The following is a 16,845-nucleotide window of genomic DNA, read 5'->3' as shown; positions in this document are numbered from 1 at the left end:
ACATGCTTATGTAATAATTGATAAGCATACAAATGGAGATGTAATGCTTATTTATATCGATGATAAGCAAAAATAGGAAGACATTATGCTTAAAGCTATACTTAGTCAATTTAAACTTAGTGCGTTGAAAAAACTCGCAGGTCAAGAATCTTTAACATTTTTTGAACAAACACTTAATATCACTCCTGATTTCTATGAGGAAAATAGTCAACATGATTTACTTGCCGAAGCAATAACAAACGCTAATCCTGCAGCATTATTTACAGATAAAGAAAAACGTGATTTTTTCATAGATAGGATATCGATAAAGTATATAATTGAAATATTTGATAAAATTAACGGTGAGATTTTAACACGCGAAGATATTGATGCAGAACATTATGCAGGTTTAAAAGAATATGCGGATCGATTTTATGCTCATTTTTTAGAAGTGATAGGTTTATTTAGTCACGATGACCAGACATCTAATTATAAAGACCAATATCGTGGTCAAATATCTATTAAACCACAGTATGGTTTATATCCCTACCAGGTGGAAATATCAGAAAAAACATTTAAATCTATAGAGTTAGGCGAAAATAATCGTGCGGTAATTCACTTACCTACAGGTGCAGGTAAAACAAGAACAGCTATGCATATTGTTTGTAGGCACTTAATGACCAAACCTGATGCATTGGTACTTTGGTTAGCTAATTCAGATATTTTGTGTGAACAAGCAGCTGAAGAGTTTGAAAAAGCTTGGACTTATCTAGGGAATAGAGAGATTTTACGTGGCTTATTCTATAAAAATAATACATTTTCTCTAAATTGTTTACACAGGGGCTTCATAGTCGGTGGTGTACAAAAGTTACATTCTTATTATAAAAATGAAACATGTAATTCAGTATCTTTGTTCGATAAGCGAATAACGTTTGTTATTTTTGATGAGGCACATCGTGCTCTAGCATCCACGTATAAAGAGTTAGTTGATAGATTTTTGCTAAATTCACCTAATGCAAAGCTTATTGGCTTAACAGCAACACCCGGACGAGTCTATAAAGATGATAAGCCTGAGTTAGATCCACAAAATCAAGCGCTTGCTGAAATGTTCGGTAATAATAAGATCACTATGGATGTTGCCCCTGCACAACCCATGGAATATCTAATTAATAAAAACTATCTAGCTGACCCTGAGTTTATTGAGTTAACTTATGACGACATAGATTTATATGACTCTTTAAATACAGAACCAATAACTGATCGCGAAATTTTTTCTAAATTAAGTAATTCAAAGAATCGTAACTCAAAGATTTTAAAAACAGTTTCAAAAGAAGTAAAGAAAAATAAAGCTAAAGTTATTTTATTCGCATGTGATATTGAACATGCGAGAAATTTAGCATTTGCATTATGTTGTCTTGGAGTCAAGGCCGCATCAGTCGATAGTAAGTACACTTCTCAAGAAGAAAAAGAGCAAATTATAAACTCTTATAAATTTGGAGATTTAAATGTACTAGTTAATGTTGAAATGTTAACAACAGGTTTTGATGCCCCGCAAACGAATGTAGCAGTGATAGCGAGACCAACGGAATCATTAGTTTTATATTTACAAATGATTGGTCGAGCAATACGCGGTAATACTGATCAAACGCCCAAGAAAGCAAAAATTTATACAGTTATTGATGAGATATCAGACTTTAACAATGTTAACTTAGCTTTTAAACATTGGAATGAGATGTGGACAGAACTTGAAACGAAAAAAAATAATAAGGATATTTAAATGTCATTAGTTAATCCTAAACAGTACATTATTTCAGCACGTTCTAACGGTTATAAAGATACGGCTTACGCAATAGCTGAACTTGTTGATAACTCAATACAGGCTGGTGCTAATAAAGCTGAAGTATTACTTTTTGAAGGTTCTAACCGAAATGTTCAAGAGATAGCTATAATCGATAATGGTTCCGGAATGAGTCGAGAGTTATTAGCTTCAGCTCTGGGTTTTGGTGAGTCTGGTCGTGATAAAGATATCGATGGCAATGTACTTAATGAAGATGCGTCGGGAATGGGTAAGTTTGGTATGGGATTACCCAATGCTTCAGTCTCACAATGTAAAAGGGTTGAAGTATGGAGTTGGCAAGTTAATGCTGAAGTAAATTATAGTTACTTAGATGTCCAAGAGATTATAGATGGTACTTATAGAGATTTGCCAGAACCCCAAGAAAAAAAGATTTCAATGAAGCTTTTAGATGCTGCTTTTGATGGGATATTACCGGAATCAGGCACTATTGTTCTCTGGTCAAATTTAGATAAGTTAAAGTGGAAACGATCAGTAACTTTATTTGAAAAATCCGAGTTTCAAATAGGTAGAATGTATCGACGATTTATTTCCGACGGTAAATGTACAGTGCAATTTAAAGTTTGTGATTTAAATGGCAACAAAAAAAATAATGCATTATTTTCCAACAATAATAGTTTTATAAGGCAGTCTAATGATGGTTTCATAAGAGCAAATGATCCTCTGTATCTTACAGCTGAAACTTCATTGCATGAACTCCCAGGTTTACATCCTGATGAGTCTCCAACTTTGTTTGAGGAGTCTGAAAATTTCACAATAGAGATTGAATACAATAATAAAATTCATACTGTAAGTATTCGTTCATCTATTGCTAGACAAGAGTTAATTGAAAAGATTTTGTCTGAAGATTCACGTTCTGCTGGTCATAGTAAGTGGGGTAAACATTGTGAAGCAAATCTTGGTTTGTCTGTTATGCGCTCAGGTAGAGAGTTAGAGTTAATAACTAATCAATTTTTCGATAAAAGAAAAGGTGCAGAAAAAGAAAGGTGGATAGGTTTAGAAATTGATATACCACCATCTTTAGATGAAGTTTTTGGTGTGACAAATAATAAACAGCATGCTCATAATTTAAAAGATTATTCAAATAATGATTTTTATGATGGTAGTGGAAAAAAGCTAGAAAATATCCCTGAAATATTAGATTATTTAAAAAGTACAGGTGAAGATGATACTGCAATTTTAGTCAGCATATCAAAAAAGATTATAACGGCAATAGATAATCTACGAAAGAAGCTAAATGGATTGAATGTAACAAAGAAGAACTCGAAACTAATTGAAACTACTGACGATGATAAAGTGGGTATAGTTGTTAATGCTGGCTTTGCTAAGAGGGATGAAGTCAACACTGGTCGTACTATGTCTCAAGATGCTAATTATGAAGAATATGAAAAAGCATTAGTAGATAAGTATGGTTATAATATTGAAGAAGCTAAATACGAAAAAGATAAACTGCAAGCATTAAAATCAAGAATCAGTGTTAAATATTCACAAACATCGGATCACTCATTTTTTGAAGTTGAAAATTTGCAAGGGATTACGGTCTTAGTTATTAATACAGAACACCAAGTATATAAAGATTTTATTTCTAATATGGAAGACAAAGACAAATTATTATTTAAAGTTATGCTTGGAGCATGGGCGCGTCTGGAAGATGAAACTTTAGTCGACACAAGGAAACGACAGTTAGAGAAAGCTAGAGCTGATTGGAGTGCGATTATTGAAGATATGTTTGATGAGTTATAATAATTATGTTTCAACTTAATCATATAATTAATGTTCTATGTAATAAGGGGCTATCAGCTTGTCCCTTATTTTATTTTGATAACTTTAAGTTTACAAATAAAATTTATTTATTAATACAAAAAGGAATAGATGTTAATATTTCTTTTGAGCAGATTTATTTGTCACTAAAAGGAACGCCTTTTGATTCATGTAGATATTTTAAAATAAAAAAAATTACTATTTGGTTTAAAAATGCACACTTAACTTGCATCAGAATTGATGATGATGGCATGTCAATGATCAATGAGCCTCTGCCTGATTATTTAACAAATGGTTTTTCCCATAACCTAAATCTTGTCGATTTTGATGAGAGATTTATGGCTTTTGAACTATCTTGTGAACCTGTAATAGGTATGGATTTAATAGATGGGTTATTAGATGAGCTAAAAGTTTTAGAAAATGGTTTTAAAATTATTAATAATCATGATGATAATTTTAAATTAATATTTTTTAATTCACCAAATGAACAACTTGGTAAAATAAAGCGTGATAGGAATATTGTTGAAACTCTAATAAAAAATAAGTTGGAACAAACAAATGGTCGATTAAAAGGAATAAGGTCAGATTATTTAAAGGAGGGTGTTAATTTATTATTAACTCCTATGTTATACGGTTTTGAAGAGATCACATCATTAGAAAAACATATTAAAGATAGTGTTTTGGCATCTCCTGCTGTGAACAGTGGATGCCATCGTCAAGGTAGAGATAAAGTATTAAATAATTCTTTTAATAAAATGACAAGTATAGATAAGTTTAAAATGCCAAGTGAACTCCAAAAGGCTTTGCAACTATTGCAGTCTTTTTATGATAGAGTTTTGGTTGTAAATGATATTGTTGATCTTAGTTATTTCACTTTGTTAAATTTGAAAATGTTTAATCAGGAAGACATAGAACGTTTACTTGATTTTAAGCGTAAACTTGATAGTGCATTAAAAGTAGTAGAGAAAAAAAACTGGTGCATTAAATAGTTGTAATAATTTTACACCTACAATTTCAAAAGTTATTAATGATTCGTCAGTTAATGTGAAAAAAAATGAGCCAGCAACAATTGTTCAAAAACAAGATAATAATATCAATAGTGGTAATGCAGCACTAAACTCTAGTTCTACAACTATTGAAGCTATCTTTAGCAAAAACCAATTTGAGATACAGGTAAAAAATATTAATACTTTTGATGCTTTTGACTTTGAATTATTTAATGATAAATTAATAATCACAATAAATAGATCACATGTTTTTTATCAGCATTTATATAAAAACTCATCAACAGAAGTCAAGGTAGCATTTAACATGATGATTGGCTCAATTTGTCATTTATCACATATCAACATATCGGATAAAGTTAGGCAACAAGATAAGCTTTTCTTTTCTAGATGGAGTGAGTACTTAGAAGATTTACTTCTTGGAGGGAATTAAAATTGCTTTTTACAAATGAATCTTTTCAAGACAATTAGGACTTGATTTTACTAATGCAAAGGTCACTATAAAAATTGTTTCTGCATATGTCACATTAAATGCTTGCGAACTATTAGTTGAGAGTAGTAAAGCTAAACAGGTAAAAAAGTTCTAGTTGGTAGGTTTACACCTTCTGACTTTATTTCTGGGTCTAGTAACATCAATACTTTAAGATTATTGCTAGAGCATGAAGTAAAGGTTAAAGCACTTAGTAATCTCCATGCAAAATTTTACCAAATAGATACTGATGTTATTTATTCAGGAAGTGCAAAATTTACCCATAATGGTTTGTCACTCATTAGACAAGGTAATTTAGAGGCGATATTTCAAATACCTTTTGATACTCATACAGATGCTTTTATTCAAAAGATAATTGTAGGTGCAACAGATATTTCTGTTGAAGTATTAAACAAAATGGATTATTTTATTAGAAGCTTTGACCTTTTGAAAAATCAAGATATTCCTATGGTTTGGGCAAACGAAATAATGCTTGGGACAAAGTAAGTCCTTTTATCCAGCAACACCGGCTTTATCCACTTCTATATAATCAAAAAAGTCGACATTAAGATGCCACATCTTAACCTTAATGCGTTCTCGTAAGGTGGGTAGTGGGCTTGTGTCGAAATTATCGTATCCCATAAAGCTGACTTTACCTGAGGTGATATGGATTTTAACCAAATCGAATTCATCGAGTTCGCCATACTATTCACATTTGCGCCCACATAGAAACGCTGTAATGCTACAGGTAGTCGATTTGCAATTTAATTTCTACCGTTTTTTTGTTAAGTAGTATGGTAATAATAATTTTTTTGCTAAAATTTAGTTTTTACTATTAATAAAAAAATAGAATTATACCTTCAATTAAAAGGAATTATTATGTCATCTGCTCAATTATACAAGCTCAGTAAGACACCAAGTGGAAAGGCATTATGGACATATATGGCTGCTGTACTTAAAGCAACTAAGATGGATAAGGGACAAGTATATCCACTGAAAAAATTTCTAGGTAATTTTAAAACACACCTAGACAACAATCGAGTTAAACTTGTTGAGGGTGGCTATCAGTTAACTCCTAAAGGTATTGATTACTTTCAAGACCGTTACAATGTAGCTAGCCGACAACACATTAATGAATCTGAAGTAGAGATAATGCTAAAAGGTATTCTAACGGGTGTAGGCAATGATGAATGGGTTGCACTCGGATAATCTACAGTCTTATTAACTGTGATTTAAGCCAAATTATTTTAAATCTAAAATAATTTGGCTTTCGACGCGCTTCCTTACATCTGATTTATTATATTTTACAATGCTTTATTTATAATATTGCTCTTTATCCATCAACACCGGCCGTTTATTTACTTCAACATAATCAAAAAAGTCGACATCGAGCTGCCACATCTTAACCTTAATGCGTTCGCGTAAGGTGGGTAATGGGCTGGTGTCGAAGTTGTCGTATCCCATAAAGCTGACTTTACCTGATGTGATGTGGATTTTAACCAAATCTATCTCATCTAGTTCGCCATACAGTTGTACTGCAGCGCCAACATAAACACGCAGTAGTGCAGGTAGGTAACTTAAGTATTTTTTATGGAATTCTAGTGAGTGGCCGCTATTGAGTTTACTTGCGGGCAGTTTGTTGTCGTGTGCGTCGTTACAAGCTTGTTCAATAAGTTGGGTGTCTGCGATGGCAAATAATAATACTTTGGCTTCGCTGATGGCTACTTTGTAAGTATCAAAAAAGATTTTGATGTCGCGTTTTTGCTCGTCGGGTAATCGACTGTAACCTTTGTGTTGTTCGAACTGACTCAATGCAAAGTATACCAGTAAGTCTTCACGCCTTAAGGCTATGGCTTGTTCAAATTCGAGTTCGGCGGATCCGCCTTGCACTTGTATAAGTAATTTAAAGGCTCTTTTAGCATTACCGAAATGCATTTTAATGTTGGCAGATTCGGCAAACTCGTCATCTACTGGTATGCGGCCAAGCTCTAAACATCTGTCCCAAAAAGCGGTTAACAATGTTTGGTGTTGAGTGAACAATAACCGAGCTTGTTCTTCGCTTGTTGGTGTCGGTGTGGTTATTTGGTGCCATTGGTGATGGCGTTGATGCCGCTTAGCTAAAAAGCGTTGTTCTTCAATTTTGTCACGGAAAATATAATAAATGCCCGGCGCAACAGCGATAGCATTTTCGTCTAACGTGCGTTCGATATAACCTTTGAGCTCGGCCTGAGCATAATATTTTTGAAACGTATTACGTGAGGTAATGACACCGTCTTTATAGGGGGTAAATTGACTGATAAAGCTGTCGTTTGCCAGCATGGCTGACACTACCAACAACTTTCTAGACAGATGCCAAGCGCCTCGTATTGCTTCGGTTCTTTCTATTGCGTCTTCGATGACGTTAATGACAAAGCCAATGTTAACAATGTCGGACTCAACTTTGTCTGAGTCTGGGCAAAAATTAGGGTCCCAGCCTAATGCTTCTAAACCGTGGGCTTGTAGCTCTCTTAAATCATCACCTCGGCCACATCCATAATCAAATACACTGTAATCACCATTTAAGTAACTTTGTTTTGCAAGATGCTTCATGGGTGAGCTTAGATCATGCCGCACCAATGCGGTTTTATGTCGGTCGATATTACTGTCGTCATTGTTTTCAGTTGTAAAACTAGAACTTCTAAAAAGCCGTCCATCAACGAGTTCGTAACCGTGCTGTTGGATTATTTTTTCCCATGACTGTTTAAAGCCTATCATGCGACTTTTGGTATACAAGCCTGCATTTTCGCCTTCTTGTGTTATGGCGACAAATTCTTGATAACAAGGATGAGAGCTTGGCAACATGGTTTCTTTACGATGCAGAATGGGTGGATTGTCGCTGGACAAGTATTGAGTGATGCGATGTTCAAGCTTACTTAAATCAACGGTAACGCTTTGCGTGAGTGCAGGGTAGGCTTCGGTAAAAAAAGTAGGGTATGACAAGAGTGATAATTTAAATTCATTTTTACTGAGCTTGATCACTTGCCATTCGTCTACAGAAATTTTTAATGCATTACTGACGGCAATAATAAAACCACTGAGTTGTTTATCTATTTCAGCGAATCCGTCTTGGTGTAAATAATGCGCGTCGGGTAATTTTTTACCTAACGGCATTGTTGTCACAAGCTTTTTAAATAAAACTGCATCCATAATGTATTTCCGTTTCGTTTAGGTGATAAATCTCAACGACATTTACTTTTGTTCAATTAAGTACCAAAAACGGTTGCCTTGTTTTTTGTACTTAATTTTTCCTGCTTGGCGCATATGCATTAAATGACAAGAGGATATTTTTAGCTGTCGCATGGTGTCTTTACTGTTTAACCATTGCGACGTCTGGTCTGTTTCTGTTTGAGGTTTATCCATGATGCCTCGTTTTGCTGTTAATAATCGACTTGCTGAATTACCTTTATAGCCACTTCTCCACGTCCTTTTTTAGACGGTACTCGATGTCCGGTGTCGGCGTTGGTTTTCATTGTTTGAATAAACTGGTTCATTTTTGGCCCAATGCTGATGTGCAAAGATCGGTCTTTGCCATAGTAATATAGGCGATCAAACTTAATATTTTCACAAATCCACATTGCGACTTGCTGCATATCGACTTGTTTGCCGTCATTGTTCTCGTTATGGCTGTCGAGCAGGGTGAAGTCGCATGCTGCGCCTAAACGGTCGCAGATAATTTTTTTATTTTGATTGAGTTCATGGGAGCAATGTTGATCAAGCTTTGGCGCAATATGAGGATTGCGATTTTTAGCAATTTTTCTCACCAGCTCTGGCGAACAAAAACCATAAGTGAGCGCTATTGGCCCGAATTGATCGACGATGGGGTCAAGTATTTGGGTGGCTAATAAACTGAGGGCGCGCCAAGTGTCGGGTTGCAATGGCAGATTTTCAATTTGATGTTCGATAGCCGTTGAACCGCAGTTTATTAACGCTGCGTAGGTAAAATAGCGGCTCGCTTTGCCATTGATATTATAGGTAAACAATCATCATCCATTATCTGTGTTCAATTGGGGTAACAATACCGTGTATTGATTACGCTGACTAGATTGAACTGCTAATCACGATGATAAATCTATGAAATTGTGATTGAGAATGAACATAATCAACAGTGTTCGGCTGCCATCGGTAAATGCTATAAGTCTGAAAAACGCTGAATAAAGGCTCGTAACGGATTTATCGATGTGATCAGTAAAAGAATGAGGTGTCCAAACTCACTTTTGAACATAAAAGGCTTAGCGCTAAAGCGTTAGAGGACAACCTATTGGGTTGATGATAGTTGTTGCTAGTTGTTAATAGTGGGTGTTGATAATTGATCCGGTCGCGATTGGGTTTTTAGTTCAATTGTTATGGAGATTTCAGATTATTTCACCTTAACGCAAGATGATAAACCGTTATTTGTTACGAGCTCTAAGGTGTATCGATTTACATGTGCTGCCCGCGGAGGATACGATTGTGATAATCATTTCTGTTATCAAAAATAAACTTTTTCAACATTATTCAATAAGTGATAAAAACTAAATAGCACGCATAATGTAAGCATCGCGATCATGCAATGTGATCAAACTCAATAAGACACCACAAGCAAAGTGATATAGTAACACACTGAGTTTGTTGGTAATTATTCAATACGATGTTCAGTAAAAATGAATCGATAATTTTCAATGTATTGATGTTAAGCGAATATATGTTAAAGGATTTACGATTAGGCATAGCAATAAGCTTAAGTTTCTTATTGTTTTTGCCCTCCTAAATGCGGTTGCTGCAAATCAAACCAGAGCCTCTGCTAGTGAAATAGCACTTTTGTCAGAGCAGCTAAAAGAATTGGTTGATCAATTTACGATTTAACTATGTTTTATTGATAATGAAGCGCGCCTCTGTGATGCGCTTTTTTATCTTTCTTAACCGTTCTTAGTCTGATTGCCTGCAAGTCAATTAGATTAGAGGAAATTGATATTTTTGACCTTATCACACCGATATCATATTGGATATTGACCACCTTATGGTTGGTTATTGTCGGCATTTGTCTGCTAAAACATAGACAATTAACAACCCTTGATGGAGCTGTTGGCGGAACGGTCGCCGTTCTCCTTATTATCCTTGGCATTGATGCCGTCAGGGCCATCATTGAAAGTGTCTATTTGGGGTTGTATTTTACCTCACTGTACGGGCTGATCCCAAAAGCTATCAACGAGCTGTTGTCGCAACCCTCTTGGCTCATTATTCCCCAATTAATCAATGTTGCTGCTGGCTTGCTGGTCATCTGGCTTCTCCTCAAGCGTTGGTTACCAAGCGAGCTGGGTGAACGCGAAGAAACCTTGCGCGCTCTTGAGAAAGCGAAAACAGCATCCGTTAATAACGAAAGGTTGTTTACCTCAATTTCTAATTGTGTAACCGACGGCTTTATTTTTGCGGACCCAGACCGCCGAATTATATCGATAAATCAGGGAATGGAACTCTTGTTAGGGTATCGCTCTGATGAGCTTGTTGGGAATACCACATCGATTATTTATGCCAGCAATGAAGAATATGAGCGACAAGGTCGAATGTATTTTAATCTCGCCGCTGGAGAGAAACTCAAACCTTATGAAGCCAACTACCGCCACAAGGACGGCGGGATCGTTGTTGGCGAAACTAGTCGAATTATGATTAAAGATGTTGATGGCCAAATTCAGGGCTATATGGGCTTCATTCGGGATGTCACCGACCGCAACAAGACCGCGATGAAATTACAGGCGAGTGAGGCGATACTGTCCCACCATGTTCAAAATACTCCGCTCGGGTACATTTCATGGGATCAACACTCAAAATGTATTGAGTTGAATAAATCAGCCGAAGCCATATTCGGCTACTCTGCCGATGAAGCTAGGGGGCGTTCGCTATTAGATTTATTGGTGCCTGAAAAAAATAGAAACGATATCAAAAATGTCTGTAAGTCATTGTCAGAAAACAATGATTATTCAATAAACATCAATGAAAACATGACAAAAAATGGTCGGAGCATTATCTGTGAATGGCACAATACACCAATTGTCGGTGACCGCGGTGACGTTATTGGGGTGATGTCATTAATCCAAGATGTTACCGAAAATAAGCGCACCCAAATAGCTTTGGAAGAGACCGAGAAGAAATTTAGGGAGCAAAGCCAACGTTATGCTGAAGTGATTTGGGGCGCCAACATCGGTACCTGGGAATGGAATGTACTAACGGGTAACATTATATTGAACGAACGTTGGGCCGAGATGTTGGGCTACTGCCTTAAAGAGCTTGAACCCATTAGCATCGAAACCTGGAAAAAACTACTACATCCCGATGATGCAAATGATACAAATCAATTGCTAACGCGTTGTTTCAGGAGTGAGACTGAATCTTTAGAATGTGAGTTTCGGATGCAGCACAAAAACGGTAGCTGGGTTTGGATCCTCGATCATGGACGGGTAGTTGAGTGGACAACCGACGGCAAGCCCATGCGAATGTCCGGCACACATCAAGACATCACTAAGAGTAAGCAATCAGAAGACGTACGCAAACTTGCTGCCAGCGTATTTACCTACGCCAAAGAAGGGATCACCATCACCGATACCAACGGTGTCATCATAAACGTTAATGATGCTTTTAGTGCTATCACCGGCTACTCACGTGGTGATGTGATAGGACTAAATCCGCGAATGCTTAAATCGGGACTTCATTTACCAGAGTTCTATAAAGAGATGTGGGCCACGTTGCAACAAAAAGGCTATTGGACGGGGGAGGTCTGGAACAAGCGTAAGAATGGTGAGGTTTATCCACAAATACTTACCATAAGCTCGGTACTCGATGATATTGGCGTGGTGCAAAACTACGTTGCCCTATTCACCGATATTACTGCGATTAAAGAGCATCAGGGACAATTAGAACGTATTGCTCACTATGATATGTTAACAAGCTTACCTAATCGTACATTATTGGCAGACCGTCTAACCCAATCCATGAAGCACAGCCAACGTCAACAGTCATTATTAGTGGTCGCCTTTGTTGATTTGGATAGATTCAAAAAAATTAATGATATCTACGGTCATATCGTTGGTGATGAATTATTAATTGTGGTCTCATCTCGCATGAAGGAAGCCCTACGTAATGAAGATACGCTGGCTCGCATAGGCGGGGATGAGTTTGTCGCTGTGATAGAAAATATACAAACAATGGCGGATTGTGAGCCTATCTTAGAACGACTATTGCTGGCTGCATCGGATCCTGTGGTGGTGGGGGGCGTTAGGTTGGAAGTATCTGCCAGTATTGGTGTCTCAATTTATCCACAAGATGGCGTCGATGCAGATCAACTTATACGCCATGCCGATCAAGCCATGTATGTTGCAAAGCAACAGGGTAAGAACCGCTATCGCTTGTTTGATTCTGCACATGATACCGCAATGGTAAATCAGCATGAAGCGTTGGAACGCATACGTAAGGCCTTGGACGGGAGTGAGTTTTTACTTTATTACCAACCTAAGGTCAATATGAAAACAGGGGAAATGATTGGCGTTGAAGCGTTAATTCGTTGGCAATGCCCCGAGCGTGGTTTAATCGGCCCTAATGAGTTTTTGCCTGTCATTGAGGAGCATGTTCTCAGTATTGCGCTAGGCGAATGGGTCATTGGTACCGCACTGAGCCAAATTAAGGCGTGGCAAACGCTGGGCTTGGGTATCCCTGTCAGTGTCAACATTAGCGCAATTCAATTACAGAGTGATGATTTTGCCACTCGTTTGGCTGAGTTATTGGCCGCATTCCCCGAGGTTGATCCTAGCGCTTTAGAATTAGAAGTCCTTGAAACGAGTGCGATAGGTGATTTGTTGCAGGTTTCTGAGACCATGCTCGCCTGTATTAAGCTGGGGGTTAATTTTGCATTAGATGATTTTGGTACGGGTTACTCTTCATTGAGTCACCTCAGGCGTTTGCCCGCGAGTTTGATTAAGATAGACCAGACCTTTGTGCGAGATATGTTGATTGACTCCGACGACTTGTCGATTGTAGAGAGCGTGGTGGTATTGGCCAAGACATTTAAGCGTGACGTTATTGCCGAGGGAGTAGAAACCATCGCCCATGGTGTTGCGCTATTGCAATTAGGCTGTGAATTGGCGCAGGGGTATGGGATTGCGAGGCCGATGATGGCTAAAGATATTCCTCTGTGGGCGGCAAACTGGCAGCCAGATGTTGCGTGGCGACAGTTTTGCCAGCCTAAATTAGTCTCCGCAAATTAGTCTCCGCAAATTAGTGTGGATCAGTGCGAATTATGAGATAACAATCAGGACATTTTGGACTTGATACCGTGCAGAAACAGCACTGTATCAGGTAAAACCACGAGTAAATGCCCCTATACTGTCTTCGCTTCTCGGCGTAGATTGACATATTGTTGCCTGGGGCACTGACCACAACTTCCGATGACCAAAAAACACGATTAAACAGACAGTAGACAAGATAAAAAACTAAAGGGGGTTTACTCGTTTAGGGACGTGCGACGAGAACTAGCAATAACATAAACGTGTTTGAGTTAATGCTCGTAAAGTGACGGTTTGTATTAGGGAACGTATGCCAATGTGATATGTACTTACACTTTCAGTAATAGTTGAAGAAATATCGTTATTGTGCCAATTTAGGAAAACGAGTTACTTTTAGAATGTCAGATTAAGGGCGGAGAAGAAATTTTCCCTGCCCCCACTTGTTCTGACCCCACTTGTTCTTAGGGTCGTCAAGGGCAAACATCTAATGCCCACACAATAATGGACTTTGGCGGTGACAACGAATCGAACAGGTATAACGGGTCACTACACCTTAAATTTTTCAATTTCTGCCTGCATGGTTTCAGCTAACTTAGCTAATTCATGACTTGCTGCACTGCTTTGTTCAGCCCCAGAAGCGGTTTGATTGGAAATATCACTAATACTGCTAATATTGCGGTTTATCTCCTCTGTAACCGAGCTTTGCTCTTCCGCTGCGGTGGCTATTTGGGCATTCATGGCATTAATTTGGTCAACACTTTCAGTTATTTCTGTTAACGCCTCACCCACTTTTTGTGCTTCTATTGCTGCTTGTTGCGCATTTTCAGCCCCTTGCTCTAACCGATGAGTTGCATCTCGGCTACCTTGTTGCAAGTTTTGAATCGTTTTTTGTATCTCTTGTGTGGATTGTTGGGTGCGGCTGGCTAAGGTTCTAACTTCGTCAGCTACCACCGCGAACCCGCGACCTTGTTCCCCCGCACGAGCGGCTTCAATTGCCGCATTTAATGCTAATAAATTAGTCTGTTCAGAGATACTCTGGATCACATCAACAACACTTCCAATATCTTCTGCATGTAGCGCCAATGATTTCATCGCTGAAACAGATTCCTGCATTTCAATCGATAAGCTTTCAATCATGGCGATACTCTCTTTCACCACCTGTTGTCCTTTAGATGCCGCATTATTTGTATGTTCAGAGGCTTGAGAAGCCGAACTTGCACTCTGTGCAACCTCACGCACGGTTGCGGTAAATTGATGAATAGCGGTAGCAATACACTGAGTTTGTTGTTGCTGTTCGAGAATATTCTGCTTGGTTTGCATCGCAACGGCCGAGTTTTCTTCTGCTGAGCAAGCTAACAATGACGTTGATTGATGAGTTGATTTGACGATATTTTGAAAACTGCCAACAATCTGATTCACGTAATCAGCAATATGTGTGAATTCATCACTTCCAGTTAAGTGAATGCGTTGGGTAAGATCACCTGTGGATATTTTATTCGCGGTACTTTCTAAATTCAGCGACGCTAAATTAATGCGTCTAATAATCTTTAGTGATAGAAAGGAGAGAATAAGCATATTTAATATCACTATTATGATTACTTTAAACCGGAACGAACTAATCTTTTCTTTTGCCTGATCAAAATTAGCTTTACCCTCTGCAATTTGTATATCTAGAAAACCTTGCGCCTCTTGAGTTACTAATTTGAAAGCAGGGTTAATATTCTTTAATAGAATTATATTGGCTTGCCTGTAATTGCCGACTTCGAGTTCCGCTAATGCTCGATCAAAGCCCTTATCGGTGACGATATCAAGTTGACGAACCAATCTATTTATTTGTGTTTTTTCATCAGCAAGTAAATCGGATGCTAGAATTTCATTATCAACAATATTATGCAGTAATTTTAATGATTTTTTGATGGCCGTGATGTGTTTGTCTATAGGGTGATCATGCAATTTAGCAAACTCTGATGTAGGACTATGCTGCAAGGATAATAACAAAGCACTTCTTGCATTGCCCAACTCGTCTAACACTTTTCCTGCACGGATAGTATGTTGCATTCCCTGTGAATATAAATCTTCAATAGATAGAGTGGCTTGTTGCATACCGGAAATACCTTGGTATGCTAAAAATAATAACGCGCTTAATGTGATTACAAGACTTAATTTTAAGCGAGCACTAACTGATTGTAACTTGTCTAAAAACTGGGACGATTTATCTTGGCTTGATGGGGTGTTAATTAATGATGACATATTATATCCTTTATCTTGTCAGTGCGCAGGGTGCTTATAATAGAAAAAAGAAAGAATAGTAATCATTATTACCGTTAAAGTCTGAGAGGCATTTAACATTTTGCATACATTAAATAATATAATAATATTCCTTGTTTTGATTTGAGTTAATTCTTCAACTTTATATCTGTCATTTATCATAGTGTAATGGCAAAGTTAATTTGGTTAATAATCTATTAATCAAGCAGTTAAAAATTCATTTATTTCCGTTAGATATCGTTATGTGGCTGACAGTGGCTGACAATAATCTCGGTAATAATGGCTAAATCACAACCATATAGATCCACTAAAAATAGTATTATTCGCCCACTGCTACAGCTGATTTTCGTTTAGACAGCACCTAGAACTTTTCTGGCGTCGGATGGGTAAGATTATTTATGTCTCGGTGCCGTGTAATGCAATTATTTAATAATTATGGCTCAGAAGTACAATCGGTTGAAGCTCTCTTTAACAGAGAATAGCCTAATGTTTTGTCTGTTCAGTATGCTGTTCTGGATATTTTTGCTGATTAACATTAACACATCGCTATTAATGTCATCGCTACCACCACCAGTCATCAGTCACGACTAATACCATATTTGGATATTCAAATTTATCGCTAACGACTTAATTTAAGTCTTAATTTAAGTCTTCATTTAATTAATCAGTTTGAATCGTTTATCTCAGTATTATCGCTTAAACGTCAAATTAGCGTTTTCTACGGAATAATTATAATGATTAAACTTGATCTAGATCAAGTGTGCGATCGGGAATAACTGGTAGAAATGAACCTGAGTTTACAAAAAATCACTGTTGGAGATGTACTATGATTGGAATTCAAATCACACAAGCAGAACAAGCTAACCTAGTTAATTCTTTATGGCTATTAGATGAGGATAAGCAAGAAGCACGCTGTGTTGCTGCGCTCGATAAAGAGCGGCAGGACAAGACTTTTAGCATCGCCTCTCTTGGTAGCATCGAGTACCGCGAAGTGCCCGTGCAGAGAGAACCTGAACGTCAGGGCGGTCAGCATTTGAACGTGAACGTAATGAACCGTGAAATGTTGCTAGACGCAATCGAAAACCCTGAGAAGTACCCACAGTTAACTGTGCGTGTATCTGGCTATGCCGTGCGATTTAACGCACTGACTTCTGAGCAGCAACAAGATATTATTACACGAACTTTTACTGCGACCATGTAGTTTCAGTGACGGTAATCTTG

General features: G+C 37.5%; 13 protein-coding genes. 8 read left to right on the top strand and 5 right to left on the bottom strand.

The annotated features are described in order from the left end of the window. Positions 1 to 85: 85 nt before the first annotated feature. The 5 genes from AAEY93_RS03420 (at position 86) to AAEY93_RS03400 (ending at position 5,575) form a co-directional block, all read left to right on the top strand. Positions 86 to 1,756 carry a DEAD/DEAH box helicase gene (locus AAEY93_RS03420; protein WP_351074988.1) on the top strand — a complete coding sequence of 557 codons (1,671 nt, stop codon included), beginning with the start codon at positions 86 to 88 and terminating at the stop codon, positions 1,754 to 1,756. Further along, positions 1,757 to 3,577 (top strand): ATP-binding protein, encoded by a 1,821-nt coding sequence (locus AAEY93_RS03415; protein ID WP_351074986.1) that lies wholly within the window; start codon positions 1,757 to 1,759, stop codon positions 3,575 to 3,577. It begins immediately after the preceding gene. Between the two features lie 5 nt (positions 3,578 to 3,582). Then, positions 3,583 to 4,584, top strand: coding sequence for a hypothetical protein (locus AAEY93_RS03410; RefSeq protein ID WP_351074984.1), 1,002 nt, complete (start codon positions 3,583 to 3,585; stop codon positions 4,582 to 4,584). Between the two features lie 55 nt (positions 4,585 to 4,639). Continuing rightward, positions 4,640 to 5,032 carry a hypothetical protein gene (locus AAEY93_RS03405; RefSeq protein WP_351074982.1) on the top strand — a complete coding sequence of 131 codons (393 nt, stop codon included), beginning with the start codon at positions 4,640 to 4,642 and terminating at the stop codon, positions 5,030 to 5,032. Positions 5,033 to 5,248: 216 nt separating this feature from the next. Then, positions 5,249 to 5,575 (top strand): hypothetical protein, encoded by a 327-nt coding sequence (locus AAEY93_RS03400; protein WP_351074980.1) that lies wholly within the window; start codon positions 5,249 to 5,251, stop codon positions 5,573 to 5,575. A gap of 6 nt (positions 5,576 to 5,581) precedes the next feature. On the opposite strand, the gene AAEY93_RS03395 is transcribed toward AAEY93_RS03400, so the two are convergent. Then, positions 5,582 to 5,749: a hypothetical protein gene (locus tag AAEY93_RS03395; protein WP_351074978.1), complete on the bottom strand. Its 168-nt coding sequence runs from the start codon at positions 5,747 to 5,749 to the stop codon at positions 5,582 to 5,584. A 198-nt stretch (positions 5,750 to 5,947) separates the two neighbouring features. Between AAEY93_RS03395 and AAEY93_RS03390 the strand changes: the two genes are divergently transcribed. Continuing rightward, positions 5,948 to 6,277 (top strand): hypothetical protein, encoded by a 330-nt coding sequence (locus AAEY93_RS03390; protein WP_351074976.1) that lies wholly within the window; start codon positions 5,948 to 5,950, stop codon positions 6,275 to 6,277. A gap of 105 nt (positions 6,278 to 6,382) precedes the next feature. Here AAEY93_RS03390 and AAEY93_RS03385 read toward each other — a convergent pair whose 3' ends face one another. From AAEY93_RS03385 to AAEY93_RS03375, 3 genes are read right to left on the bottom strand one after another with little or no spacing between them, the layout of a single operon-like run. Then, positions 6,383 to 8,254 carry a DNA phosphorothioation-associated putative methyltransferase gene (locus tag AAEY93_RS03385; RefSeq protein WP_351074974.1) on the bottom strand — a complete coding sequence of 624 codons (1,872 nt, stop codon included), beginning with the start codon at positions 8,252 to 8,254 and terminating at the stop codon, positions 6,383 to 6,385. A 42-nt stretch (positions 8,255 to 8,296) separates the two neighbouring features. Beyond that, entirely contained in the window at positions 8,297 to 8,467 is a 171-nt protein-coding gene (locus AAEY93_RS03380; RefSeq protein WP_351074972.1) for a hypothetical protein, read from the bottom strand. 17 nt (positions 8,468 to 8,484) lie between these two features. After that, the gene (locus tag AAEY93_RS03375; RefSeq protein WP_351074970.1) at positions 8,485 to 9,087 is read right to left on the bottom strand and encodes a hypothetical protein; all 603 of its coding nucleotides are present in this window, start codon (positions 9,085 to 9,087) and stop codon (positions 8,485 to 8,487) included. A 1,005-nt stretch (positions 9,088 to 10,092) separates the two neighbouring features. Here AAEY93_RS03375 and AAEY93_RS03370 point away from each other — a divergent pair. Next, positions 10,093 to 13,338, top strand: a complete 3,246-nt coding sequence (locus AAEY93_RS03370) for a PAS domain S-box protein (RefSeq protein WP_351074968.1) — start codon at positions 10,093 to 10,095, stop codon at positions 13,336 to 13,338. A 564-nt stretch (positions 13,339 to 13,902) separates the two neighbouring features. On the opposite strand, the gene AAEY93_RS03365 is transcribed toward AAEY93_RS03370, so the two are convergent. Next, the gene (locus AAEY93_RS03365) at positions 13,903 to 15,606 is read right to left on the bottom strand and encodes a methyl-accepting chemotaxis protein (protein ID WP_351074966.1); all 1,704 of its coding nucleotides are present in this window, start codon (positions 15,604 to 15,606) and stop codon (positions 13,903 to 13,905) included. Positions 15,607 to 16,450: 844 nt separating this feature from the next. Between AAEY93_RS03365 and grcA the strand changes: the two genes are divergently transcribed. After that, positions 16,451 to 16,825: an autonomous glycyl radical cofactor GrcA gene (grcA, locus tag AAEY93_RS03360; RefSeq protein WP_101031291.1), complete on the top strand. Its 375-nt coding sequence runs from the start codon at positions 16,451 to 16,453 to the stop codon at positions 16,823 to 16,825. Positions 16,826 to 16,845: the final 20 nt, after the last annotated feature.

Source organism: Shewanella sp. CAL98-MNA-CIBAN-0140 (genome assembly GCF_040309905.1).
GTDB classification, from domain to species: Bacteria; Pseudomonadota; Gammaproteobacteria; order Enterobacterales; family Shewanellaceae; genus Shewanella; species Shewanella psychromarinicola.
The sequence above is the reverse complement of the archived record's forward strand: the minus strand, read 5'-3'. Positions and strand labels throughout refer to the sequence as shown.

What these genes read in the sequence shown, in the direction of transcription:
- AAEY93_RS03420 (WP_351074988.1), top strand. Translation starts at nt 86, where the DNA reads ATGCTTAAAGCTATACTTAGTCAATTTAAACTTAGTGCGTTGAAAAAA.
- AAEY93_RS03415 (WP_351074986.1), top strand. Translation starts at nt 1,757, where the DNA reads ATGTCATTAGTTAATCCTAAACAGTACATTATTTCAGCACGTTCTAAC.
- AAEY93_RS03410 (WP_351074984.1), top strand. Translation starts at nt 3,583, where the DNA reads ATGTTTCAACTTAATCATATAATTAATGTTCTATGTAATAAGGGGCTA.
- AAEY93_RS03390 (WP_351074976.1), top strand. Translation starts at nt 5,948, where the DNA reads ATGTCATCTGCTCAATTATACAAGCTCAGTAAGACACCAAGTGGAAAG.
- AAEY93_RS03385 (WP_351074974.1), bottom strand. Translation starts at nt 8,254, where the DNA reads ATGGATGCAGTTTTATTTAAAAAGCTTGTGACAACAATGCCGTTAGGT.
- AAEY93_RS03380 (WP_351074972.1), bottom strand. Translation starts at nt 8,467, where the DNA reads ATGGATAAACCTCAAACAGAAACAGACCAGACGTCGCAATGGTTAAAC.
- AAEY93_RS03365 (WP_351074966.1), bottom strand. Translation starts at nt 15,606, where the DNA reads ATGTCATCATTAATTAACACCCCATCAAGCCAAGATAAATCGTCCCAG.
- grcA (WP_101031291.1), top strand. Translation starts at nt 16,451, where the DNA reads ATGATTGGAATTCAAATCACACAAGCAGAACAAGCTAACCTAGTTAAT.